Origin of the sequence: Nocardia sp. NPDC057440 (genome assembly GCF_042802915.1) — a bacterium.
In the GTDB taxonomy this organism is placed as follows: domain Bacteria; phylum Actinomycetota; class Actinomycetes; order Mycobacteriales; family Mycobacteriaceae; genus Nocardia.
On sequence record NZ_JBHVDF010000016.1, the window covers coordinates 63,195 to 86,863 of the forward strand.

General features: G+C 67.0%; 25 protein-coding genes and 1 riboswitch. Of the genes, 13 read left to right on the forward strand and 12 right to left on the reverse strand.

The window, feature by feature from the left end:
• Positions 1-20 precede the first annotated feature (20 nt).
• Complete coding sequence (locus ACFU4Z_RS28315; RefSeq protein WP_379068586.1) at positions 21-542, forward strand: ester cyclase; 522 nt, start codon at positions 21-23, stop codon at positions 540-542.
• Positions 543-623: 81 nt separating this feature from the next.
• On the opposite strand, the gene ACFU4Z_RS28320 is transcribed toward ACFU4Z_RS28315, so the two are convergent.
• Together ACFU4Z_RS28320 and ACFU4Z_RS28325 are read right to left on the reverse strand one after the other, a co-directional pair.
• Complete coding sequence (locus ACFU4Z_RS28320) at positions 624-980, reverse strand: hypothetical protein (RefSeq protein ID WP_379068588.1); 357 nt, start codon at positions 978-980, stop codon at positions 624-626.
• A gap of 309 nt (positions 981-1,289) precedes the next feature.
• On the reverse strand, positions 1,290-2,285 hold the full coding sequence (locus tag ACFU4Z_RS28325; RefSeq protein ID WP_379068591.1) for a hypothetical protein: 996 nt from the start codon (positions 2,283-2,285) through the stop codon (positions 1,290-1,292).
• Positions 2,286-2,511: 226 nt separating this feature from the next.
• Here ACFU4Z_RS28325 and ACFU4Z_RS28330 point away from each other — a divergent pair, with 226 nt between their 5' ends.
• Together ACFU4Z_RS28330 and ACFU4Z_RS28335 are read left to right on the forward strand one after the other, a co-directional pair.
• Positions 2,512-2,721 (forward strand): hypothetical protein, encoded by a 210-nt coding sequence (locus tag ACFU4Z_RS28330; protein WP_379068594.1) that lies wholly within the window; start codon positions 2,512-2,514, stop codon positions 2,719-2,721.
• A gap of 111 nt (positions 2,722-2,832) precedes the next feature.
• Entirely contained in the window at positions 2,833-3,315 is a 483-nt protein-coding gene (locus ACFU4Z_RS28335; protein ID WP_379068597.1) for a hypothetical protein, read from the forward strand.
• A 15-nt stretch (positions 3,316-3,330) separates the two neighbouring features.
• On the opposite strand, the gene ACFU4Z_RS28340 is transcribed toward ACFU4Z_RS28335, so the two are convergent.
• The 6 genes from ACFU4Z_RS28340 to ACFU4Z_RS28365 all read right to left on the reverse strand — a co-directional run bounded on the left by ACFU4Z_RS28340 (position 3,331) and on the right by ACFU4Z_RS28365 (position 8,265).
• A complete protein-coding gene (locus ACFU4Z_RS28340; protein WP_379068600.1) occupies positions 3,331-3,675 on the reverse strand; it encodes a hypothetical protein in 345 nt (114 codons plus the stop codon).
• Positions 3,672-3,995 carry a hypothetical protein gene (locus ACFU4Z_RS28345; RefSeq protein WP_379068603.1) on the reverse strand — a complete coding sequence of 108 codons (324 nt, stop codon included), beginning with the start codon at positions 3,993-3,995 and terminating at the stop codon, positions 3,672-3,674. The genes ACFU4Z_RS28340 and ACFU4Z_RS28345 overlap by 4 nt, the downstream gene beginning before the upstream one ends.
• A 173-nt stretch (positions 3,996-4,168) precedes the next feature.
• Positions 4,169-4,855 carry a GntR family transcriptional regulator gene (locus tag ACFU4Z_RS28350; protein ID WP_379068606.1) on the reverse strand — a complete coding sequence of 229 codons (687 nt, stop codon included), beginning with the start codon at positions 4,853-4,855 and terminating at the stop codon, positions 4,169-4,171.
• Positions 4,856-4,927: 72 nt separating this feature from the next.
• Positions 4,928-5,776, reverse strand: a complete 849-nt coding sequence (locus ACFU4Z_RS28355) for a hypothetical protein (protein ID WP_379068609.1) — start codon at positions 5,774-5,776, stop codon at positions 4,928-4,930.
• An 84-nt stretch (positions 5,777-5,860) separates the two neighbouring features.
• On the reverse strand, positions 5,861-7,393 hold the full coding sequence (gene glpK / locus ACFU4Z_RS28360; RefSeq protein WP_379068612.1) for a glycerol kinase GlpK: 1,533 nt from the start codon (positions 7,391-7,393) through the stop codon (positions 5,861-5,863).
• A gap of 107 nt (positions 7,394-7,500) precedes the next feature.
• A complete protein-coding gene (locus ACFU4Z_RS28365) occupies positions 7,501-8,265 on the reverse strand; it encodes an IclR family transcriptional regulator (RefSeq protein WP_379068615.1) in 765 nt (254 codons plus the stop codon).
• Between the two features lie 257 nt (positions 8,266-8,522).
• On the opposite strand from ACFU4Z_RS28365, the gene ACFU4Z_RS28370 reads away from it, so the two are divergent.
• The 4 genes from ACFU4Z_RS28370 to ACFU4Z_RS28385 are packed head-to-tail and all read left to right on the forward strand — an operon-like array spanning position 8,523 to position 12,485.
• Complete coding sequence (locus ACFU4Z_RS28370) at positions 8,523-8,714, forward strand: hypothetical protein (RefSeq protein WP_379068618.1); 192 nt, start codon at positions 8,523-8,525, stop codon at positions 8,712-8,714.
• A complete protein-coding gene (glpK, locus tag ACFU4Z_RS28375; RefSeq protein ID WP_379068621.1) occupies positions 8,711-10,231 on the forward strand; it encodes a glycerol kinase GlpK in 1,521 nt (506 codons plus the stop codon). Before ACFU4Z_RS28370 ends, glpK (ACFU4Z_RS28375) begins: the two co-directional genes overlap by 4 nt.
• A gap of 56 nt (positions 10,232-10,287) precedes the next feature.
• On the forward strand, positions 10,288-11,967 hold the full coding sequence (glpD, locus tag ACFU4Z_RS28380; RefSeq protein WP_379068623.1) for a glycerol-3-phosphate dehydrogenase: 1,680 nt from the start codon (positions 10,288-10,290) through the stop codon (positions 11,965-11,967).
• A gap of 38 nt (positions 11,968-12,005) precedes the next feature.
• Positions 12,006-12,485 (forward strand): YbaK/EbsC family protein, encoded by a 480-nt coding sequence (locus ACFU4Z_RS28385; RefSeq protein WP_379068626.1) that lies wholly within the window; start codon positions 12,006-12,008, stop codon positions 12,483-12,485.
• A 214-nt stretch (positions 12,486-12,699) separates the two neighbouring features.
• Here the strand turns inward: ACFU4Z_RS28385 and ACFU4Z_RS28390 are convergent, their stop codons facing one another.
• Complete coding sequence (locus tag ACFU4Z_RS28390) at positions 12,700-13,185, reverse strand: carboxymuconolactone decarboxylase family protein (RefSeq protein ID WP_379068629.1); 486 nt, start codon at positions 13,183-13,185, stop codon at positions 12,700-12,702.
• A 167-nt stretch (positions 13,186-13,352) separates the two neighbouring features.
• On the opposite strand from ACFU4Z_RS28390, the gene ACFU4Z_RS28395 reads away from it, so the two are divergent.
• Positions 13,353-14,282 (forward strand): RNA polymerase sigma-70 factor, encoded by a 930-nt coding sequence (locus ACFU4Z_RS28395; protein WP_379068632.1) that lies wholly within the window; start codon positions 13,353-13,355, stop codon positions 14,280-14,282.
• A gap of 158 nt (positions 14,283-14,440) precedes the next feature.
• Here the strand turns inward: ACFU4Z_RS28395 and ACFU4Z_RS28400 are convergent, their stop codons facing one another.
• Together ACFU4Z_RS28400 and ACFU4Z_RS28405 are read right to left on the reverse strand one after the other, a co-directional pair.
• Positions 14,441-15,577 (reverse strand): metallophosphoesterase, encoded by a 1,137-nt coding sequence (locus ACFU4Z_RS28400; RefSeq protein WP_379068635.1) that lies wholly within the window; start codon positions 15,575-15,577, stop codon positions 14,441-14,443.
• A 122-nt stretch (positions 15,578-15,699) separates the two neighbouring features.
• Complete coding sequence (locus tag ACFU4Z_RS28405; RefSeq protein ID WP_379068638.1) at positions 15,700-16,182, reverse strand: group II truncated hemoglobin; 483 nt, start codon at positions 16,180-16,182, stop codon at positions 15,700-15,702.
• A 156-nt stretch (positions 16,183-16,338) separates the two neighbouring features.
• On the opposite strand from ACFU4Z_RS28405, the gene ACFU4Z_RS28410 reads away from it, so the two are divergent.
• From ACFU4Z_RS28410 to ACFU4Z_RS28425, 4 genes are all read left to right on the forward strand, one after another.
• The gene (locus ACFU4Z_RS28410; protein ID WP_379068860.1) at positions 16,339-17,970 is read left to right on the forward strand and encodes a hypothetical protein; all 1,632 of its coding nucleotides are present in this window, start codon (positions 16,339-16,341) and stop codon (positions 17,968-17,970) included.
• The gene (locus tag ACFU4Z_RS28415) at positions 17,967-18,422 is read left to right on the forward strand and encodes a FixH family protein (protein WP_379068641.1); all 456 of its coding nucleotides are present in this window, start codon (positions 17,967-17,969) and stop codon (positions 18,420-18,422) included. The genes ACFU4Z_RS28410 and ACFU4Z_RS28415 overlap by 4 nt, the downstream gene beginning before the upstream one ends.
• 67 nt (positions 18,423-18,489) lie before the next feature.
• A complete protein-coding gene (locus tag ACFU4Z_RS28420; protein WP_379068644.1) occupies positions 18,490-19,662 on the forward strand; it encodes a hypothetical protein in 1,173 nt (390 codons plus the stop codon).
• Positions 19,659-20,204, forward strand: coding sequence for a hypothetical protein (locus ACFU4Z_RS28425; RefSeq protein WP_379068647.1), 546 nt, complete (start codon positions 19,659-19,661; stop codon positions 20,202-20,204). The genes ACFU4Z_RS28420 and ACFU4Z_RS28425 overlap by 4 nt, the downstream gene beginning before the upstream one ends.
• Before the next feature lie 28 nt (positions 20,205-20,232).
• Here ACFU4Z_RS28425 and ACFU4Z_RS28430 read toward each other — a convergent pair whose 3' ends face one another.
• On the reverse strand, positions 20,233-21,603 hold the full coding sequence (locus ACFU4Z_RS28430) for a purine-cytosine permease family protein (RefSeq protein ID WP_379068650.1): 1,371 nt from the start codon (positions 21,601-21,603) through the stop codon (positions 20,233-20,235).
• Positions 21,598-21,714: riboswitch (TPP riboswitch) on the reverse strand. It overlaps the preceding gene by 6 nt.
• A 542-nt stretch (positions 21,715-22,256) precedes the next feature.
• Between ACFU4Z_RS28430 and ACFU4Z_RS28435 the strand changes: the two genes are divergently transcribed.
• The gene (locus tag ACFU4Z_RS28435) at positions 22,257-23,483 is read left to right on the forward strand and encodes a hypothetical protein (RefSeq protein ID WP_379068653.1); all 1,227 of its coding nucleotides are present in this window, start codon (positions 22,257-22,259) and stop codon (positions 23,481-23,483) included.
• Positions 23,484-23,669: the final 186 nt, after the last annotated feature.

Below are 23,669 nucleotides of genomic sequence, written 5' to 3' on the forward strand. Positions count from 1 at the left end.
CACGAGAGGAGACTGACGAGATGACCACACAGACCAACCCCGGCGCGGTTGCGCGTCGCTACATCGAGGCAATCGCGGCCCAGGACTGGGACACGGTGGCGGCTTGCTGGCAGCCCGGCGCGATCGACGACTTCGTCGGGATCGCCCGACTGCGGGCGCCCGAGGAAGTCGTCGACTACTTCCGGGCTATCCATCGTGCGGTGCCCGACTTCCGGGCCGAGATCATCTCGGTGACCGAGCAGGACGACCGAGCAGCGGTGCACTGGCGCATGTGGGGCACATTCGACGGCACCGAGCCCTTGATCGGGGTCGCGCCCAACGGGTGCGCGCTGAACATCCTCGGCACCGACGTGTTCGTCGTGCGCGACGGCGTGATCGCGGCGAACACCGCGATCGCGAACGGCCTCGAGATCGCCAGGCAGTTGGCGATCATGCCCGGCCAGGGTTCGCGAGCCGAGCGGCTGATGTTCACGCTCGTCAATTCCGTTGCGCCGGTTGCCAAAGCACTGCGTGCGCGGCGGAGGCGCGGCGCGACGACCTGACCGACGCCGCTGCCGCGTGCGCGGAGAAAGTCCGTCGGCCTGTTCGAGTTCGAGGACGCGCACCAGCGGACACGACACGCGTCACCGTCGAGGTGGCGCGGCGATAGCGCGGTGTGCCGATGATGGAGCGCGAACAACGCATTCGGCCTGCCTGCTGGAGTTGGCTGCCAGCCAGTCGGCGAAGGTTCCATCGATGCAGTGGGGCATGAGTTCGCGTTCGGTATCCGCCGACGCCACCGTTTCCCGCAAACCCAGTCGAGACGCCGACAATTCGGCCGCCGCGCTGGACATATCGATGACGACATCGATGCCGTGCGGTGTCTGGTCGGCCCGAACGATCTCGACGACCTCGTGCCCCTCGCGGCGCAGCGCCTCGACAAGTTCTCGGCCTGCGCGGCCGGTGGCACCGGCCACCGCAAACCGGCTCGGGTTGTTCATCCCAGCACTCCATCCCACATCCACTCACCGGTGATCCGGCGGGTTCCAGAATGTGCGGGCACGTTGATAATTCCGCGATACGTCCGCGATGGGTCGGCGTGTGGGGCCAGTAACGAGAAAAATCGCGCTTAGCTCCGCGTCGGGCGGATCTTGTTGCCGGTGGTGACCCGGCCCTGCTGGGCGGTGCCGCGAACCGACTACCTCCACCAGTAGGTGCGCGGTACCGACGACTTCGAAGCCTCGATCATCAGTATCGCTCGGCACCGACAGTATGGGGTCGTCGGTCGGTCGAGCGGAGGAGGTTCTCGATTACGCGGAGAAGTCGTTGTATCGCTTGCGAAGGTGCTGCGGATCTCCGCGCTTGATCAGCACTCGTAGCGCGCGATATGGCACAGCGGTGTTCGCATGGGGCCCGTTCTGTTCGACGAATGGATAGCCATCGAACAGGTTGACCTCGGGATCACCGTCGCGATAGAACCATCGACCGCCCTTGACCCGGCGCAACGCCTCGCCGGTATACCAGCTTGCGCCCTCGACGAAATCCGCGTTCGCCGGATCGGCCAGAGCGTCGAGTGTCGGCGTACGGCGTAACACGATGGCGCCCAACGCTTCTAACGACTCCGAAGAGTGATCCCAGGTGATCCCGTCGCCGTATCTTGCGGTCCAGTTCGGAAACCCTGCTTGCCTCGTCCGAAGCCAGCTCTGGAGGTGCTCGACGTCGGCAGTGACGGGCTCGGAGGGGTCCAGGCCGGGGGTCGTCCTTATTGGCTCGAATTGCAGGCCGAAGGGGCCGCCGAGCACATTCAGAGCCGCCGGATCCCCGAAAAATGCTTCCGAGGTCACATCGGGATCGCCGGGGTCCACAGTGCACCATCGCGCAGGCGAGCCGGGCGGCACCAACTCTCCCACGGACCAGCAGAATATCGATTGGGCGTCGAATTCCTCGTCCGGCCCATGCGCAATCGGCCACTCGTGCGGTCGTCCATTGCAGCGGAATCGCAGCAGATGATCACCTTCGGCCGTGTCGACCAATTCCACCTCTGTGATAGTGAACAACCCGCGTCCACAGGCGGCGATCCGCTCCAGTTCCTCTCGGTACACCCATGCGTCGTCCTCACACGCGTGGCGGAAGGTCTTGTATTCCGTGCTGTATCGAACCTTCATGTAGTCGAGTAAGACCAGCACGGCCTGAGACTCGGTGGCGCCGAAGTCATCCAATGTATAGTCCAAATCCATCGGGTCCAGCACCGCCGCATCGACAAGGCCGAGTTCGACTATCTGGTCCGCTACCTCGCGAACAGTCAACTGGGAATACACCTGGACCCCATACCTCTCAGCGGGACAATACAGAAGCTGGTAGCAGCATCGAGTGAGCCGACCATCTGCTACGGACCGTAGTGTGATTGTTTTCTGCCCTGATGGTTATGTGGACTTCCCATTCATGAGGGCATAGGTGTCGGTGCCGGCGTCAAGTGCACCCGGCGATCCGGCACCGATCCGCCGGGACTGCGCCGCAATCATTTTCAGCACCATGCTCGAGCATCTCCGCAATGATCCCGGCCTGCCCGCTCAGGCCACAAAGTCGGCGACACTTCGCCAGCTCGTTCTCCAAGCCCCTGCCCCCGTCGTCGCCGATGCGCTCGGCTTCTCCGCCCAGCACTTGACCCGGGTCTGGGGCGAGGCCGGTCGAAGCTGGACGACCTACTCCACCAAGGAAACCGGCCGCGACTCAACGAGGTGATCGGGGAATGCAGACCAGTTCAATACGGGTCCTTACCAGTCCCATACGCCGGGTCTCGGTCCGCGCGAGAGCGGGGCTCCCCACCGGCACTGCCCCGAACTGTGCGCCGGCTTGCCCAGCGGGCAGCGTTCGGAAGCAGATTCACCAGGTGCGGAAAACCCTCCCCAGATCAATACGATCACCGGCATGAATGGCGCGAACGAGCTGACTTCCCCGACTACTTCCCCTGTCGACCGGCCTGAATCGGTTGCGGAGAATCACGGGAATCCACTGTGCGGCTGGGAGAATGAACGTCACATCAGCAGCACCCAGTACCAGAAGGCGCTGGCGCAATACGAGTCGACGCGTCAGGCGGTGCTTGCGGCACTGTCGGACGATCCGACCGTCGGCCGACTGACCGAAATCGGCCGCGAGTACGGCGAAGCATTCAATATCCTCGAGGAAGAGGATCCCTTCATCGACACTGCCGACCGCGAGGATCTTTTCGATGCGCTCGACCACATCTTCGACGAAGCGGAAGCCGAGCTGAGTCTCGACCTCGATTGGGCCCGTGAAAGCCTCATCGAAGGCACGGAGGCCGTGCGCGACTGGTAGCGGCTGGGTACCTGGTCATCGCGCGTAACGCTCGGATCTGAGGTCGGGTTTGATCCGTCCGGCGGCGACCAGTGTTTGGAATGCGACTCGCTTCCACGGGCACGATTCGACTCGGCAGTCCCGGTGCGTGCGCATCAATGTGTGCGCCTCATCGATGCTGAAGGCCGCGGCCGCATCCTCCGGCGGGGCATCGACCGCGGGCCATCCGAGCGAACAGAACGTCTCGCGGCCGACCCGATCACGAGACTCGTAGGGAGGCGGATCTTCCCGGCGCTCATTGAGGACCGACGTCGCGAACAGCACGCCCGCGCCGACCGCGACGACGACCAGCACGAGAAGTATCCATTGCCAGCTGGTCATGGCCGGTCGCTTTCTGTGCTGTGTCGCACGCCGCGGCGCAAGGTTTGATGCGGGGTGATGATGATCAGGTCGGCGACCACGAGCAGCGCGCGAGCGAAGTCGGCCACATGGACGTGGCTGGGTGTGATCACGACATCGGCGTCGGTTCTGCTCACCGCCACCAGGATCCGGCTGAACGGGTGCGGGACCTCCGGGCCGACAGTCACGATGGTGTCGACGCGGTAGCCCTCGGCCGCCGCGAGATCGTTGATCGCTTTTTCGTCGACCTCCCGGTCGTCGCCGGAGATGTCGCGCCGGAGGAATCCGATCGCGCGTTTCATCGCATTCCGGCCAGCTACGCTGGACATGCTTCAGGGGGCCCAATCTTCTGAGGTGTACGGAAGGCTGAAGCGGCTGGAACCGCTTTGGTGTTTGTGGCCCCGGTGGCTGGAACCACCGGGGGCCGCTCTTCTCTGGGCCCGGAGCGATCACGGGCCAACTCCCGATCGGTCTGCTACGTGAAACCGTCCACCTCCGGGTCGTGATCGAGTCTCATCCGGAACACGAAGGCGCTGTAGCGATCGCGCGGATAGCTGACGTCGGAGATCATCACCACTTCGTCGGCGGCATTGATGAATCTCTGGTGCACGGTCTTGACGAGTTCGCCTGCGGTGGTGCCCAACCACGTCGCGTGTTCGGGCGCGGGAGGCCGGTCGGTGATCGTCTCTTCCAGGTATGCCGGGGCCTTCTGGACGTGGTCGACCGGTTGATAGGTATCGGAGATCGAGATCGGTCGGCCGTCCTCGGTGACGCGAGTGATCACGTGCATTACCTCGTCGTCGGGAGCGACGCCGAGCAGCTCCGCGAGGTCGCCCGCTGGAAGCCGGCGAACATCGCGATCTACGCACACCGGACGATCCGACTCGTTGCCGAAAGAACCCTCCGCGCTTTCGAACTGCCGCTCGGGAGATACCCGGACCAGATCGGGTCGCTCCGAGACGAAAGTGCCCTTGCGTGCGACGGTGCGGACAAGCCCTTGACTGAGCAGCAATGCGATCGCCTGACGGATGACAACACCCGAGACCTCATACAGCTCGGCCAGTTCCGAATAGCTGTGTAATTGCGTGCCCGGCGAAAGCTTGCCGGTTCGGATCTGCTTCGCGATTTCGCCGGCGATGGCGACGTATGCGGGTTCCGGCATCGCGAGGTCCTTTCAACAACGTGAGCCGAGTGTATACGCAGCTGTGTATACACAGTGCGGAATCGCCGAAAGTCAGGAATGCCGGCGCCAGCACTGCGCGGTGTCGTCGAGGTTCCACCATGCGACGAAGTTCGGATCCTGATCGAGCAGTTGCCACTCGGCGTCGAGGGCCTCGAAGAAGGCGTCGTCCGCTGTCTTTCCGCCGCGCGGTTCGCCGATATAGATGACGCGATCACCGCCTGCCCGCCGGTAGGACGCGAGTGCTTCCGACGCCATCGGGTTACCCCAGCCCGGCGGCCAGCACAACAGCAGTACACCCGCGCCCTCGGCGCCCTCGGCGCGCAGCGCCGACAACTCCTCCAGATCGCCGACCCGACCCCAGGTGGCGGGTTGACCTGCGACAACGGGGAAAGACACGTTGTCGTGCGCGCCGGGCGGCTCGGAATCGAATGCCAGCACCTCGCCCCCACCCTTGGCGATCTGAGCAGCCCAGTATCCGCGACCGGCCCCGACTTCGAGCACCCGCCTGCCCTCGCGCGCCTCCGCGATCCAGTTCAGGGTTTCCGGCGAAGGGATGGCGTAGGCGTAGGCGGCCTGCAGAACGGTCTGTGCGTACCCCAATCGCGCGCTGCCGTTGTCCCGCCCTCCGTTCACCACCCTGCCGGTCGCCTCCCCCGCCCGGTCCGCGACGGCGGGAGAGACGATGTCCCAATACGGGTTGTCGCTAGGCCCACCGGTCATGTAGTGCAGCAGCCGAATGTCGAACGCACGATCGGCCTCATCATCACCGCTGCCCGGCAAGCGCGGAGCCGTGTCGAGGTAGTCCGCGACTGTCGGATACTCGGCCCGAAACCGCGCTTCATCGCCGAGCAGGGCAGCGAGCTCGTCCCGCCGCTCGGGTGATAGTAGGAATTCGGTCACCCTTTGATTCTGACCGTCTCGTCGCGCCAGCGCCGTATCAACGGTAAATCTGTTGTCCAGCAATATTTTTCGTCAGGGACAAGATCACGACGCCGGCCTTGTGCTGTCGCGTGCCCGTTTCGAACGCGACCAGCCGAAGGTCAGCGACACCGCGCGCTTCCAGTTGTCGTATTCCTCGGCGCGCAGCTCGGGATCCATCTGCGGCATCCACTGTCCGGCCAGGCGCCAGTTGTTGCGCAGGCCTTCGAGGTCCGGCCAGTAGCCCACGGCCAGCCCTGCGGCGTAAGCCGCTCCGAGAGAGACGGTTTCGGGGACGAAGGGGCGCATGACCGGGATGCCGAGCACGTCGGCGACGATCTGCATGAGCAGGTTGTCGGAGGTCATGCCGCCGTCGACGCGCAGGGTTCTGGCTTGCAGGCCGGAGTCGGCGTTCATGGCGTCGACCACTTCGCGAGTCTGCCACGCGGTGGCTTCCAGCACCGCGCGGGCGATATGGCCTTTGGTGATGTAGGAGGTGAGGCCGGCGATGACGCCGCGGGCGTCGCTGCGCCAGTGCGGGGCGTAGAGACCGGAGAAGGCGGGGACGATGTAGCAGCCGCCGTTGTCTTCCACTGTGCGGGCGAGGGTTTCGATTTCGGGGGCGCTGGCCACCAGACCGATATTGTCGCGGACCCATTGCACCAGGGAGCCGGTGACCGCGATCGGGCCTTCCAGGGCATAGACCGGCTCGGGACCGATCTGATAGCCGATGGTGGTGAGCAGCCCGTGAGTGGATTGCACCAGTTCGGTGCCGGTGTTCATCATCAGAAACCCACCGGTACCGTAGGTGCACTTGGTTTCCCCACGGGCGAAACAGGTTTGGCCGAACAGGGCCGCGTGCTGGTCGCCGAGAGCCGCGGCGATGCGAATGCCGGGGACGACGCGGCGAGTGGTGCCGTAGTCCCCGGTCGAGGGTTGGATCCGCGGCAGCATCGCCGCGGGGATGTCGAAGAAACCGAGCAGCTCCGCGTCCCAGGTGAGCGTGGCCAGGTTCATCAGCAGGGTGCGGCTGGCGTTGGTGACGTCGGTGACGTGACTGCCACCGTCGACGCCGCCGGTGAGGTTCCAGATCAGCCAGGATTCCATGGTGCCGAACAGGACTTCGCCGCGTTCGGCCCGCGCGCGCAGACCGGGCGTGGTGTCGAGCAGCCAGCGCAGCCGGGGTGCGGCGAAGTAGGTGGCCAGGGGTAGGCCGCACAGTTCGCGGATCCGGTCCGCACCGGGTTTCGCCGCCAGTTCGTGCACCAACTCTTCGGTGCGCACGTCCTGCCAGACGATGGCGCGGCGCAGCGGGATGCCGGTGCGGCGATCCCATACCACCGTGGTCTCGCGCTGGTTGGCGATGCCGAGGGCGGCGATCTGATCGACGGTGATGCCGGAGTCGCGCAGCGCCTGCGGCACGATGCGGTCGACATTGCGCCAGATCTCCAGTGCGTCCTGCTCGACCCAGCCCGGCCGCGGATAGTGCTGCTGATGTTCACGCTGCGCGACACCGACAAGGCGGGCTCGCTGATCGAACAGGATGCACCGGGTGGAGGTGGTGCCCTGATCGATCGCCAGCACAAAGCGTTGTGTCATCCGCAGCTACTTCCTGTCGGGATCGGTGGCCGCATCCGCGGGTCACGGTCGGGCAGCGAATTCGGGTCGTGCTCACGGCGGTCGAGGAACCTCCCGGTCCGGCGAGGTCAGTGTCCGGCACCGAGATCACGCGACACGGCGTGCGCGGCGTCGAGCACATGACCCACCAGCGTGGGCCGATGCCGCAGCTGCGAGTCGCAGAGCCGGTCGACGGGGCCGCTGATGCCGATGGCGCCGACCACGAGTCCACCGTGGGCACGGATCGGCGCCGCGATGCCCGCTTCGCCCGGCCTGAATTCCTCGGTGTCACCGGCCCATCCGGCCTGCCGTACCCCGGCGAGCGCCCGGGTGAGCGCGACGCGGTCGACGATCGTTCTTCGGGTGAGCGTGGGCAGGTCGTTGCCGCGCACCGCCGCCGCCAGGTCGGAGTCGTAAGCCAGCAGCACCTTGCCGAGCGCGGTCGCATGCGGCGGCAGCAGCTCCCCGACCTCGAGTGCCTGTTCGGTGTTGTCGGGCCGGAAGACGTGATGGACCACCACCACAGTTCCCTCGGCCGGGGCCCCGATCCGCACCGACTCCCCGGTGCGCGCGGCAAGCCCGTCGGCCCAGTTGATCGCTCGTGAACGCAGTTCGTTGGCGTCGAGGTAGCTGGTGCCCAGGTGCAGCACTGCCGCGCCGAGTTGGTATTTGCCGCTGGCCGGGTCCTGTTCGACGAACCCGACACCGTGCAAGGTGCGCAGGATGCCGTGCGCGGTGGGCTTGGCGAGACCGAGCGCACCGGCGATATCGGCGACGCCGAGGCGGCCGGAACCGCGAGCGAGCAATCGCAGCACCGCCGCCGCGCGCTCGATCGATTGGATCGGACCTGGCATAACCGGAAACTTAACCGGAACCCTCCGGTTCGACAATGTCGAACGCACAGTAATCGCGGAGCAACGCTCACGTCACTCGATGCGACCTGCGCCATAGCGACCTCCTCGTCGGCCGAACAGTAGCCGCGGCAGCGCCCCGCCGACACCTCGATCGTTCAGCATTGTCGAACGCGAGGTATGTCCGATTACGAAATCCCTCCGTAACCTCGGATCGACGGTCGCGGTCGCGACCGAGCACGGCGAACGGAGACTCAACGGTGAACTTCGGCTCGATCTTCGTGAGGGAAGCACCCGGCGCGGGAATGCCTGCGCTCCTCGGAGTCGGTGTGGTCGCGAATATGTTGCCAACCAATACGGGGTGGGCGCTCAGGGCAGCCATGAGCGAGCGCATCATCGAGTCACCGCCCCTCGGCGTGACGAAGCCGAGCATCGGCGAGGCGCAGTCATGAGCCGGTACGTCGGCGCCATCGATCAGGGCACCACGAGCACCCGCTTCATGGTGTTCGACCACGGCGGCAACGAGATTGCCCGCCACCAGCTCGAGCACGAACAGATCCTGCCGCAGCCGGGCTGGGTGGAACACAATCCCACCGAGATCTGGGAACGCACCAGGGCCGTCATTCAGAGCACCCTCACCAAGGCAGATCTGACCGCCGCGGATTTCGCCGCCGTCGGGGTCACCAATCAGCGCGAAACCACGGTGGTGTGGAATCGCCGGACCGGCCGCCCCTACGGCAACGCCATCGTCTGGCAGGACACCCGCACCGACCGCATCGCCGCCGAGCTCGAACGCGCAGGCCACGGCGAAATCATCCGCCGCAAGGCAGGTTTGCCACCCGCCACCTACTTCTCCGGCGGCAAGCTGCGCTGGATCCTGGACAACGTCCCCGGCGTCGCGGCCGATGCCGAACGGGGCGAGGCGATCTTCGGCACCACCGACACCTGGCTGCTGTGGAACCTCACCGGCGGCACCGACGGCGGCGTACACGTCACCGATCCCACCAACGCCGCTCGCACCATGCTGATGAGCCTGGAAACCCTCGACTGGGACGAAGAACTGTTGTCGCTGTTCGGAATTCCGCGCGTCATGCTGCCTGCGATAGCCCCCTCCGCCAACCCCGAGCTGTTCGGCACCACACGCATCGACGGACCGTTCGGCGGTGCGGTGCCACTGGCGGGCATCCTCGGTGATCAGCAGGCGGCCACCGTCGGGCAGGTGTGCTTCCGTCCCGGCGAAGCGAAGAACACCTACGGCACCGGAAACTTCCTGCTGCTCAACACCGGTCACGAAATCGTGCGCTCCCGGCACGGGCTGCTCACCACCGTGGCCTACCAGTTCGGCGCCGAGAAACCGGTCTACGCGCTGGAAGGCTCGATCGCGGTGACCGGCTCGGCCGTGCAGTGGTTGCGTGATCAGCTCGGCATCATTTCCGGTGCGGCACACAGCGAATCGCTGGCACGCGAAGCCGAGGACAACGGCGGGGTGTACTTCGTGCCCGCCTTCTCCGGACTGTTCGCACCCTACTGGCGATCCGACGCCCGCGGCGCGATCGTCGGCCTCTCGCGCTACAGCACCAACGCCCATCTCGCGCGCGCAACCCTCGAATCCATCTGCTACCAGACACGCGACGTCGTCGAAGCCATGGAGGCCGACTCGGGGGTGCGCCTGGACGTGCTGCGCGTCGACGGCGGCGTCACCGCCAACGAACTGTGCATGCAGCTGCAGGCCGACTTCCTCGGCGTCGCGGTGTCGCGTCCGATGGTCGCCGAGACGACCGCGCTCGGCGCCGCCTACGCCGCCGGTCTCGCCGTCGGATTCTGGGGCAGCACAGACGAACTCGTGCAGAACTGGCACGAGGACAAACGCTGGAACCCCACCGGCAGCGAACAACAGCGCGAGCGCGGCTACGCCCGCTGGAAAAAGGCGGTCTCGCGCACCCTCGACTGGATCGACGTCGAGGACTGAGACGCCTCGACAACCCGTTATCGACTAGTGACTAGCACTGAAACAAGGAGATCGCTGTGTCCGCTCGTTTGGACCCCGCCTACCGCGCTGCCGCGCTGAACACATTGGGCGACCACGACATCGACGTCCTCGTCATCGGCGGCGGCGTCGTCGGCGCAGGAGCCGCACTCGACGCCGCCGCGCGCGGCCTGTCGGTGACCCTTGTGGAGGCCAGGGACTTCGCGGCAGGCACGTCGAGCCGGTCGAGCAAACTCATCCACGGTGGACTGCGCTATCTCGAGCAGCTCGACTTCGCGCTGGTGCGCGAGGCATTGAAGGAACGCAGTCTTCTACTGCGCAAACTGGCGCCGCACCTGGTCCGCCCGGTGTCGTTCCTGCTGCCGCTGCAGCATCGGGTGTGGGAGCGCGCGTACATCGGTGCGGGCGTCGCACTGTACGACACGATGGGCGGGGCACGGGCGCTGCCGATGCACCGGCATCTGTCGCGCACGCGGGCACTGGAATTGGCGCCCGCGCTGCGTGCCGACGCGATGACCGGCGCCATCCGCTACTTCGACGCACAGGTCGACGACGCCCGCCACACCATGACGATCGCCCGCACGGCCGCGCAGCACGGCGCCACGGTACTGACCCGCACCAAGGTAACCGGCCTGCTGCGCGACGGCGCCCGCGTCGTCGGCGCGCACGTCACCGATCTCGAATCCGGCCGTGAATACACCGTGCGCGCCCGCCGCGTGATCAGCGCGACCGGCGTATGGACCGACGAAATGAACCAGATGACCGGCGTGGAGTTCCCGTTTCATGTCCGCACCTCCAAGGGAGTGCACATTCTGGTTCCGCGCGAACGCCTCGACCTGGATACCGGGCTGATCATGCGCACCGAGAAGAGCGTGCTGTTCGTGATTCCGTGGGGCAACCACTGGATCATCGGCACCACCGACACCGATTGGGCGTTGGACAAGGATCATCCCTCGGCAAGCAACGCCGACGTGCAGTATCTGCTCGACCACGTCAACGCGGTCCTGCGCGAGCCGCTGACCCGCGCCGACATCGTCGGCACCTATGCCGGTCTGCGCCCGCTGCTGTCGGGCGCCTCGAGCGACACCGCCACCCTCTCGCGCGAACACGCTGTCGCCGAACCGGTTCCGGGGCTGCTGGTGATCGCGGGCGGCAAATACACCACCTACCGAGTGATGGCCGCCGATGTCGTCGACGCCGCGGTCGAGGGTCTCGGTCGCGCGGCCGCGCCGTCGGTGACCGCGCAACTGCCGCTCCTCGGCGCGGTCGGCTACCAGGAACTGGCCGCCGACGTGCATAGCGTGGCACAGCGAGCCGGACTGTCCACCACCACCGTCCAACGACTGCTCGGCCGCTATGGCTCCGCCGTCTGCGACCTGTTCGAGCTGATCGCCGCCGACGCCGACCTCGGCAAGCCGATCACCGGCGCCGAGGAATACCTCGCCGCCGAGATCGTCTACGCGGTCACCCACGAGGGTGCGCTGCATCTCGACGACGTCCTCACCCGTCGCACCCGCATCTCCATCGAATCCCGGGACCGCGGCCTGGCCGCCGCGCCGGAGATCGCCTGGTTGATCGGCCCCCACCTCGGCTGGGACGCCGCCGACACCGATCGCGAGGTCGCCCGCTACCGCGACCGCGTCCAGGCCGAACTGGCGGCCAACGAGGCCGCCGACGACGCAACCGCCAACGCGGCCCGCTTGGTCGCCTGCGCCTGACCCGGTCGGCCGGGAAGGCCGCGGTTAGGATCGCCGCCATGGACGAGATCGCCCGCAAGCCAACTGTGCTCGCCGTCGAGGCCGCCCTGCGCGCGGCCGGAGTGACCCCCGTGGTTCGGGTTCTCCCGGAGACCGCCCCCACCGCGGTCGCCGCGGCCGAACAACTCGGTTGCCCGGTCGCGGCGATCGCCAACAGCCTGATCTTCGATACCGGCGGCACCCCGCTGCTCGTGCTCACCAGCGGCGCGCATCGGGTCGACACCGGCAAGGTCGCCGCGCACCTGGGCGTCCCCGAACTCGCTCGCGCGAGTGCCGCATTCGTTCGCGAGCACACCGGCCAGGCCATCGGCGGTGTCGCCCCGGTCGGGCACCCAGCTCCGATCAGGACAGTGATCGATGAGACCTTGGCCGAGCAGCAGCAGATCTGGGCCGCCGCCGGACACCCGCACACCGTTTTCCCCACGACTTTCGACGAGTTGATCGCGGTCACCGGCGCCGAGGTGATCGCGGTCGACTAGTCCGGGTGTGGAATGTTGTGGCCCGCTGTGGCGGTCACCAGGCGTAGGGGCCGGATCGGGCCCAGACGGCGAACACCGCGAGCGCGAGCAAAAGGTGGTGACTGCCAACCCGGGTCTCTTTGCGATGGAAGTGGGTGGTCGCGCCCAGGCGATCAAGACCGCAGGTCCAGCCCGGATCGAATCATCCTGGGCCGGACCGGGATCCGCCTGCTGATCAGTTGAGCACGGCGTCGAACATGCCGGGCTCGTAGGACCCTCCTTGCTGGCGCACTATCACGCCGAGGCGGTTGGCCGCGTTGATCATGGCGACCAGGTAGACCAGCGCGGCGATCTGGTCGTCGTCGTAGTGCTCGCGCACCTGGGCCCAGGTCTCGTCGGACACTCCGTGCTGGGCATCGGCGAGCCGGGTGCCCTCCTCGGCGAGTGCGAGCGCGGCCCGCTCGGCCTCGGTGAACACGGTGGACTCGTGCCAGACGGCGACCAGGTTGATGCGGACCGCGGTTTCACCGGCGGCCGCGAGCTCCTTGGTGTGGACGTCGGTGCACCAGCCGCAGCCGTTGATCTGGCTGGCGCGCAGCTCCACCAGTTCCAGCGTGGACTTCGGCAGCGTCGACTGCATGATCGCCAGGCTGGTGTTGGCGAACCGCTTGCCGATCTTGGCGCCGAGCTCGTTGGTGGACAGGTTGAAACGGGGTTCCATGACGTGGTCCTCACTCGCGGTACTGAATTGAACGAACATGAGACGGCGGCGACCGCATCCCTGTAACAGCGCGCTGACGTGACGTGCACCACTACGGCTCGGTGTTATAAAACGGCGAGGCCCGGCGTCTGGTGGGTGACACAGTCGAGAGTGAACAGGAGCCACCCATGGTCGCTACGTCGCAGACCACGCCCGGCGATCGAAGCGAGAGCAGCAGTCGCGACGACCGCCCGGACCCCGCCACCGAGGCGTTCGTCGCCCACCGCAACCTGCTGTTCACCGTCGCCTACGAGATGCTCGGCTCGGCCGCCGACGCCGAAGACGTCCTACAGGAGACCTGGCTGCGATGGGCGGGCGTCGACCTCGACACCGTGCGTGATCAGCGCGCATACCTGGTCAGAATCACCACCCGTCAGTCGCTCGACCGGCTGCGCACGCTCGGCCGCCGCAAGGAGTCCTACGTCGGACCGTGGCTGCCCGAGCCGCTGCTGACCGCACCCGACGTGGCAGAGGACATCGAGCTGGCCGACAGCGTGTCGATGGCGATGCTGCTGGTTTTGGAGACGCTCGCGCCGACCGAGCGGGCGGTGTTCGTGCTGCGCGAGGTGTTCGATCTGGAGTACGACGAAATCGCCGAAGCCGTCGACAAGACCCCGGCCGCGGTCCGCCAGCTCGCATACCGGGCACGGGCATACGTCGCCGCGCGCCGACCGCGCGGGGTCGTTTCCGCGGCCGAGGCCCGAGTCGCCCTCGAGGCGTTCCAACGAGCGATCGAAACGGGCGATCTGCAAAACCTGCTCGACATCCTCGCACCTGATGTCGTCCTCCTGAGCGACGGTGGCGGAATCGTCCAGGCCGCGCTGTCGCCAGTCGTGGGGGCCGACCTGGTGGCTCGCGTGCTGGGCAAGATCGCCGCCGCGGCGTCGCTGCAGCCGGCGCAAGTCAACGGCCACCCGGCGCTGATCATCCAGCTCAACGGCAAGGTCGACACCATCGTGGCGATACGCATCGACGACAGCCTGATCACCGGGCTCTACGCCGTGCGCAACCCTGAGAAGCTGTCGCGTATGCAACGCGAGACCGCCCTACGCCGCTGAGCCGAGACAGCACCAGGACCTGTCAGCCCTTTATGGGACAGTTCGGGTACGCCACGGTGTGGATACGCGCGGGTGTCCAGCGACCTCTCGCCATATCCGACCGATTCGGCGATTCCGGATCCCGTCCACTGACCGACAGTTCCAGGATTCCGAGGCCGTCAGCTCTGGGGTGACCGCAACACCAGGACGGTGATCTCGCTGGGCGCGAAAACCCGCAGCTGCGGGCCCCAGAATCCGGTGCCGCGGCTCGTGTACAGCTGGGTGCCCGCGCCATGGCGGCTCAAGCCTGCGACGACCGGTTGCTCGAGGCGAACAAGGTAGTGGAACGGCCAGATCTGACCGCCGTGGGTGTGGCCGGAGATCTGCAGCGCGACCCCCGCGGCGGCGGCTTCGACGACCTGGCGGGGCTGATGGGCGAGCAACACGATCGGTGTGTTCGGTTCCACGCCCGCGAGTGCGGCAGACAGGTTCGGGCCGTGGCCTTCGAGCCCGACACCGGTCGGGTCGTCGATGCCCGCCATCACCAGTTGGTCCCCGCCCCGGCCGACGGTCTCGTGCTGATTGTGCAGCGGCTGCCAACCGATCGAGGCCATGTGCTCGATCCAGCCGGGCGCATCGCCGAAGTATTCGTGGTTGCCGGTGATGTAGAACTTGCCGAGCTCGGCGTCCACCTTGCCGAGCGGATCCACCTGCGCGCGCCGCTTCGCGACCGAACCGTCCGCGAGATCACCTGCGTGGCAAGCGATATCGGGCTGCTGCGCGTTGACGACCTCGACGACCCGCTCCGACCAGCGCAACCGGTCCAGCGCCGCGAAATGGGTATCGGTGATGACCACCATCCGCAGCCCGTCGAGCCCGCGCCCGAGTCCGGGGATCGACACCTCCAGGGTGCGCACCCGAGGCACCCGCCGCGCCTCGACGATTCCCCACACCGTCAACCCTGCCGCCACCGCGAGCACTCCGACCGCGACGATGCGCGACCGTTGCGGATCCTCCACCCCGGCGACGATCAACCCGACCCGGGCAACGTTGCCGATCACCGACCAGCTGAACACCACCCACATCACACCGAGCAACGTGTCACCGACGATGGATGCGGCATCCGACTGCGCCGGCCCGTGCCCGAGGAACATCGCCGCAGGCAGACAGAGGAATCCGAGCAGAAACACCGCCGACCCCAGCCAGAACAGCGGGCCATCGCCGCCGGTCGGCGCTTCGACCACAGTCCACCAGGGCAGCAGGAACAGCACGGCGGGAATCGCCAGGAACAGAACAACACGCGGAACGTACTTCAACAGGATTCATCCTTGTTGGCGCAGGGTGCAGCGCACGGTCCACTCCCGCCCGGCGCTATGGGCGCTATCGACGATAACAGCGTTAACCGAACGTCGGCGTCGACCGCATCCCGCCACCGACCCTACGGCTGATACGGCGGCGCGACGCCCCAGCCCCAATGCGGCATCGGCGCTTCCAGCGGCGGATGCGCCTCTGGCTGCGAGTTCGTCTGCGCGATACGGGTGCCCCACTCGATGTAGGAGGCGAACGCGGCGCGGAATTCCGGGTCGGCGGGCAGACCGACCTCGTCGGCGGCATCCATCAGCAGGTTCACCCAGCGACGACGCTGCGGTTCGGTGATGGCTTTGCCGAGGTGCTGACGCACCATGTGGTGGTAGCCGCCGCGCTCGCCGCTGTAGGTCTCGGGCCCGCCGAACACCTCGGCAAGCCACATCGCGACATACTTCGGATGCCCGGGGTCCATACCGCGGAATAAGGGGCCGACCACATCGTCCTTCAGGACCTCGCGGTAGAACGCGGTGGTCAACGCCTCGAAGGCCGGCATGCCACCCGCCCATTCGAACAGGGTCGGCACGGCGGGATCGCCGACAGCAGAGTCCGTCACCAGCCCAACCCTACACAAAACCCGGACCGCACCCCGGGTGCGCGAACAACCACAGGCCGTCGGATTATCCGGGACTTCCCCCAGCACGGCATCACTCCGGCGAGGGAGGCCAAATCCCCACTGAAGGTGATGATCTCACCGATTCCCGCCCCTACCATGGCGGTGGTGACCGTTGCCGCCGATGCCGTTCGCGGCCGCGTCCTGCTCGTCGCGGGACTGTGCGCTCTGTTCGTGTCTGTCTGGATGGCGCCGGCGTTCGCCGACTCGCCTGCCTCGGGCGCGGACGTGTCGGTCGCGCAGAGCCTTGGCGATCGCGAACTGACCCTCGTGCTGCGCCGGGTGACCAGCGTGCCCGGTCCGCTTCGCGTGGACGTCGTCACCCACACCGGGACTGCCGCAGGACAACTCACGCTCGCGGCGACGCCGACCGGAGCAGCCGCCCACCCGGCAGCGCCTGCCCCGGGCGCACCCAGTACCGGGGCGGTGATCGACCTCGGCGGCACACCCGGAATGTACTCGGCCACACTGGCAATGGATCGCGCTGGGCCGTGGGAGCTGGCTGTCGGTGACGGCGTGCGCGTGGCGCGGATCCCGTTCGTGGTGCCCGCACAGGTCACCTCACCGCCGGAGCGTCTGGTCTACGGCGGATTCCTGGTCGCGGGAGTGCTGCTGCCCGTGTCGATCCTGATGGCGATTCGTGCCCGCCGCAGCGGGTGGGCGCTGCTTCCGGCCGGTGGGATGGTGGCCGGGATCGCGGTGTCGGTGACATCCGCGCTGCTGTCGGCGTCGCTACCGCTTCCTCCGCAGCCAGGCAGCCAGCTCGACCCGACGGTGGACAACCTCGAGAATCCCTATGCCTTGAAACAGCCGTTGATCTCGGACTTCTCCCGTCCCCCAGTGCTGCTCACCGTGACAGGCGACCCGGTATCCGCCGGTCGGCCGGGCAACCTCGATCTGTTCGTGATCGACGCGGCCACCGGCGCACCCGTCGACGACCTGCTCGTGCACGACAGTGCGCTGATGCATCTGCTGGTGGTCGGCCCGTCCGGTAGGCTGTCTCATCTGCACCCGATCCGGATCGCCCCCGGCCGCTATCAAGTCCATCTGGCCTCGCCGGAGCCCGGACATCATGCCCTGTCCGCCGAGGTGGCCCGCCGCGGCGGCGGGGTCCAAATGGTGCGTGCCGCAACCGGTTTCACTGTCACACCGGGTGCGACAGCACAGGTGCCGCCACCGACCGCGGTGTCTCTGGGCGCAGCAACCACCACCGCATCGACCGTGGTGGACGCCAACCCCATCACGGTCAGAACAACAACAGCGGTAGCAGGCACACCGACCACCCTCACCGTCGAAATCGGCGACACCGCCGACTTGCAACCGTGGCTCGGCATGGTCGGGCACCTGATCATGGCCGGACCGCTGCCGGACACTGATGGCACCGATATGGCTGCGGCCGTACAGGATTCGCCCATCTGGGGACACGCCCACTCGATGGGCTCGACATCGATGGCAGGTATGTCCGACATGCCGGAGATGAGCGGTATGCACGAGAGGGGTGGCGCGGCCGCCACCGCGGGTCGGGGAACCATGCTGATGGCGCCGGTGAACGGCGAGAGCGCCCCCGATGAAACCGTGGCCGCCTACGGACCCGATGTCCCTTTCACCTACACCTTCCCCTCCGCGGGCCGATATCGGCTGTGGATCCAGGTCGAACGGCACTACACCGTGCTCACCGTCCCGATCGTGCTCGATGTCGCGGCCGCCCCGACGGCGGGAGCGCACCGGTGAGCGCCACGGCCGCAGCACCGGTAAGCGGCCACGGTTCGCGGCAGCGTGGTGTTCTCGTGGGTGGTGGTGGCGTCGTCATCGTCGCCGTCATCGTCGCGCTCGTGTGGCAGGCCTGGCCGCGATCGCCCGCCCCGGTGGTGCTGAACACCGGCACGCCCCAGCACCTCGTGACCGTCACCGTCGACAGGCCGCGCCTCGGCACCACCGACATCGACATCACGATCACCGATCGGGCCGGTGTCCCGATCGACCATGCCGCAGTGCTGCTTCAGGCGAACCAGCCGATCATGGGCCACGCCGGTCAACCGGTGGCGGCGGCGCCCACGAGCCCCGGCCACTTCCATGCGGCGGGTGTGGCATTGATGATGACCGGCCCCTGGGACCTCCGGCTCTCGATCGATACCCACGACGGCGGCGAGCAGCTCACGCTGCCGGTCTGGGTCGGTGGCTGAGATCGAGCCGACTGCACACGCATCAGGAACAACCATCGCAGCACGACCAGGGAAAGGACCGCCCGTCATGAGCACCCGAGCACCGTCCGACGCGTCCGCAGACCGCGGCGGACCGGCGGTGACCACCACAGCATCCGCACCCGCCGCTGCCTCCGACAATGGCACGGCGGCTCGTATCGGCGCCTGGGTCGTCGTACTCGGCACCGCTGTCACGCTGGTGGGATTGAGCTGGGATATCCAGTGGCACAACGAAGTCGGCCCCGACACCTTCTTCACCCTGCCGCACCTGTTCCTGTACTCCGGCAGCGCCATCTCCGGGTTCGCCAGCCTCGCCATGGTCCTCATCGCCACCTCCGCCCAACGCGCCGGACGCCCGGTACCCCGGATGGGCGGCACACCCATACGGGTGTTCGGCAGCAACCTCACCGCACCGCTCGGCTATATGGTCGCCGGAGCAGGTGCGGCATTGTTCCTGCTCTACGGTCTCCTCGATCTGGAGTGGCATTCGATCTACGGCTTCGACGCGGTGCTGAACACCCCCTCACACGTGGCGCTGTTCCTGTCGATCACGCTCACCATGATCGGCAGCATCATCGTGTTCGCCGCCCATCGCGACCATCGCTGGGGCCGGATCGGCATCGTGGTGGCGATCCCGATCCTTATCACCTTCGCGCCGATCCCCACCAACGCGTTGAACAACCTTGCGCTGCCCGCCGATCCGACCATCCTCGGGATCGTGCTGTTCGGGCCGATGCTGCTGATCCTCGGCGCGGCATTGCTCGCCCGCGCCGGCGCCGCCGTCGCTATCGCCTGCTCGCTGGGAGCGATGCAGGCGATCCTCTGGTGGTTCTCGCCGTGGGCCGCCGAAACCTATGCCTCGGCGATCGGGCTGCCGCTGCGCGACGGTCTCACCGGGCGGCCACCGCAGCTGCCCGCGATCATGCCGATGTTCCTGATCGTCGCGGCCGTCGTCGTCGAGGGGTTGTTCCGGCCGGCGCGCACCCGCGGTTACGACGCCAAGAAGATCGTGCTGGTGGCCGGTGTCGCGACCGGCGTGATCGTCGGGGTGAGCTTTCCGCTGCAAATGAACCTCACCCACGCCATGTCGCACCTCGCGTTCGCCGACGTCCTGACGGTCACGCTGCTCGGGATTCCGCTCGGATTGCTCGCCGGGTTCCTCGGCGGCCGATTCACCACCATGCTGCAGGCACTCGCTCCCACGACGGAGGACCACCGATGATCGTGCTGCGCAGACTCACTGTCGCTGTACTGGCCGCTGTCACCCTGTCGCTGGTCGCGATCGCACCTGCTGCCGCGTACGCGCCGGTCGACATCGTGCACACCGAGCGGGTCCAGGCCGGCCCGTACAGTCTCACCGTCGGGTTCTCCACCTGGCCACTGCGGGCGATGAAGTCCCTGGACTTCACGTTCCTGCCCGATGGCGGCATCACCGATAAGTCCGGAACCTTGCGCGTGACCGGCCCCGCGATCAAACCGGGACGCCGCGCAGCCCCGCTGGTGCGGCACCCCCGCAAACGCGATTCCTGGGGCTTGGATGTCAAAGCGTTCGACGACCCCGGCAGCTACCGATTCGCCTTCACCATCGACGGGCCGCTCGGGCCCGGCGAAGGGACCCTCGACGGCGTCGAAGTTCTCGACCAACCCGGGCCACCACTGCCGCTGAGCTGGACCATCGGCACCCTGCCGCTGCTGGGTCTGATCGTGTTTCTTGCGGTGGCCTGGCGTCGTACCCGACCAGGCCGTCAAACCTTGATCGTCTGAGCCTGCCCGTCCGCGAACCGCGGTGCTGTCAGGCCGATTTCCGGGCGGTCGCGACCCGTCCGACGAGCCAGGCCACCAGCACCGCGGCCAGGAACGACAACAGTGACGCGCTCATCCACGGCTGTTTGGTGAAGTGCAGCTTCTCCTGGATATTCACCCAGAAGTCGGTCCACACGCCCGCGTCACCCGGGTTGATGAGCTGATACACCGACAGGCCCACCAGCCAGGCGACGATCATCCCCCAGCGCGAAGGAGCATCCGGTGCGGTGTTCCAGTCCCCCTTCGCCCGCAGGAAGAAGTCGGCGACGAGCACACCGAGCAGCGGCACGAACACCGAACCGATCAACCCGAGGAAGCCGAAGTAGTTCTCCATCTTCAGCTGCAGCGCCAGCACCGTGATCAGCGCACCGAGCCCGATCGACAGCACCCGGCGGTCGATGCGCGGCGCGAGGTTCTGGATGGACACAGCCGTGGAGTACACGTTGGCGAAGGACTGATCGGCCTCGCGCAACACGAAAACGAAGAAGAACACCGCACCGAGACTCACCTGCAGGAATGGCGTGTACTGGCCGCCGTCACCGGTCGCAAGGGCCAACGCGAACAAGCCGAGGATGTAGGCGACGATCTGGGTGATCGCATACGCCCCGCTGGCCGCGCCGAAGGCGGCGCCGGTGCTGCGGGAATGGCGGGTGTAGTCGGCCGCGACCGGCACCCACGAGATCGACACGGCCAGCGCCGCATCGGTGGCGATCCAGAACAAACTCCAGTCGACACCGAACGGCCCGGCACCGGTGGGGCCGGGATTGGTGGTCAGGTCGGGCAGACCCTTGTGCAGGAACTGGATGTAGAACCAGATCAGGGCGATCACCACGCCCACGGTCACGAACCGGCGCAGCAGCCGGACCGAGCCGAGCGGCCAGATCGTCAGCGCGGTCGTCAGCACACCGGCCACCACCACATACAGCCAGTGCGGACCGCCGCCGAACAGCTCTTCGGCAGCATTGCCGATGACGATCAACTCGAAGGTTCCCCAGCCGATGAGCTGGGCGATATTGAGCACGGTCGGCAGATAGCTGAGCTTCGCGCCGAACAGGCCACGCAGCAACACCATCGCGGGCTTGCCGGTCTGCGCCCCCGGCACCGCGGCAAGCCCGAGCATCACACCGCCGAGGACAGTTCCCACGATCATCGCGAGGATGCCCGCGGCGATCGAGATCTGCGGCGCGTACTCGGTGTTCGGAGCCAGCACCGTGTACGCGCCGGTGAACGCGACGAGGCTGACGCCGAGATTGGCCCAGAAGGCGCTCTGGTCCCAGAACGACAGCACCTTCGGTGCGGGCTCCTCGAGGGTCAGCGGCGCCTCGTGCCGTTCGGATTCATCCAGGGTCGGTGCGGACATGCCGAAGCACTACTCCCTACGCCGGCATTACCCGGACAGGTTCATGCGGTCGGCGAAACATCGAGTCCGCCCTCTCAGCCCGGCCGTGCCCGAGCTCCCGCGGTGGGGTCTTATTCGGGCGAATAGTACACGCGACGCACCGTGTCACACAGCCTTCTGTCCTTCGACCGAATCCAGCAACGGGGCGTCGTCACGCACAGCCCAGTGTTCGACCACCAACCCCGTCGGAAATCCGGAAGATGTCCACCTGCTCCAGGCCACCGGTCTTCCATCGGTGCGACCCCCGTGTCACCGCGGGAACCCAATGCGGATGTGCCGGCCGCGGCAGGCGTACGACACATGACGCGGCCCTCGCTCGACAGCACCTCGTGCAATTCCGCACTGCAGTCTGCAAAACTCGTGGCATACCACTGGACAACGACGTCGAGGATGTCCAGCCGACGGCCACTGACGTTGTCGCAGAAGTCCGGTGCGAACGAACTCAGCACGGTGCGGTCGCCGCGCAGGGTGAAGTCGAGCCGGCCGGTGGCCAACGCACGAGCGTCGACGGACGGCTTGGTTCGGATGTTCCCCATGCCGCGCAAGCCGGGCGCAGATTGCAGCGAATGCCGTCGTGCAGGCGGTGAATTCGCCGAGGAGAGGCGGGCACGGTCATGATGGGATCCACGCGTCGCGCGGTCGCGGTGCTCGGCGCGATCGTAGCGCTGGGTGGGTCGGCGGCGTGTGCGGCCGAGGGCGAACCGGACGCAGGCAGCCGCGCGACCTCGACGCCCACCGAGCAGTCGACCCGCGGCGAGATCGTCTCGGCAACACCGGTCGCCCAGCTGTCGGCAACCGACACCAGCGCGTACCTGAACACCTCGGCCCGCAACGGTATCGACGCCTATCGCGTCGTGTACCGGACCATCGACACCAGCGGCCGGCCCACCACCGCCAGTGGCCTGGTCGTGCTGCCGCGCACCGACTCGCGCAGGCTGCGCGTGGTCAGCTACGCGCACGGCACGCTGTCGCTCAAGAGCGACGCACCGTCGGTGAACGGGACGACCCGCCCCGACCGGGCGCGCACGATCATGTTCGCCGCGGCGGGCTATGCGGCGGTCGCGCCGGACTATTTGGGACTCGGTGAAGGTCCGGGGTTCCATCCCTACACGCACGCCCCGACGGAAGTCAGCGCCTCGGTCGACCTGTTGCGTGTGGCTCGGACGGTCGCGGCCCGTGAGCAACGCGAACTCGACTCCGACATCCTGGTCACCGGCTTCTCCCAAGGCGGCCAGGCAGCGACGGCGCTGGGCAAGGCACTGGACGCGGGCCAGGTCCCCGGCTTCGGGCTCGCGGCGCTGGCGCCGGTGAGCGGACCCTACGACGTACAGAATGTGCAGACGCCCGCAGGTCTCGACGGCCAGGTTATGCCCGCGAGCGCGGTCTTCTACTTCGCCTACTGGCTCACCTCGATGAACCGCATCCACCATCTCTACGACAGCCCCGCCGAAGCATTCCAGGAACCGTATGCCACCAAGGTAGAGGCGCTCTTCGACGGCAACCACACCGAAATCGCCATCGGCGCAGCCCTGCTCACCGCGCCACAACAGCTGTTGACGCCCAAGTTCATCGCCTGGTCACGCAACCCCACCGGAGCCGCACGCGACGCCGTCGCCGATACCGACGGCACCTGCGACTGGACGCCCCGCGTCCCGGTCCACCTCTATGCCGCCTCCGGTGATCGCAGTGTCCCCTACGCCAATTCCGAACACTGCCTGCAAGCGCTGCGCAGCGATAAGGCCACCCTGCTCGACCTCGGCGATATCGATCACGGCAGCACCGCCACCATCGCGCTGCCACAGATCCTGGAGGTATTCCAACAGCAGGCCCCACCCACCTGAGCCGCCCGCATCGCCGGATCGTGCCTCCGTCGGTAGCAGGGGTACACCAAGCCCCTTCCCGTTGGCGACCTCCGTCAGGTCCGGCCAGACCGGGGGCGAGGAGTAGATCCGCCCGATCCGGCGCTGAGCGGTGTTGCGGGCGCAACCCTGCCCTGGTGGAACCGCCGGGAAGCACTTGCCAAGAAA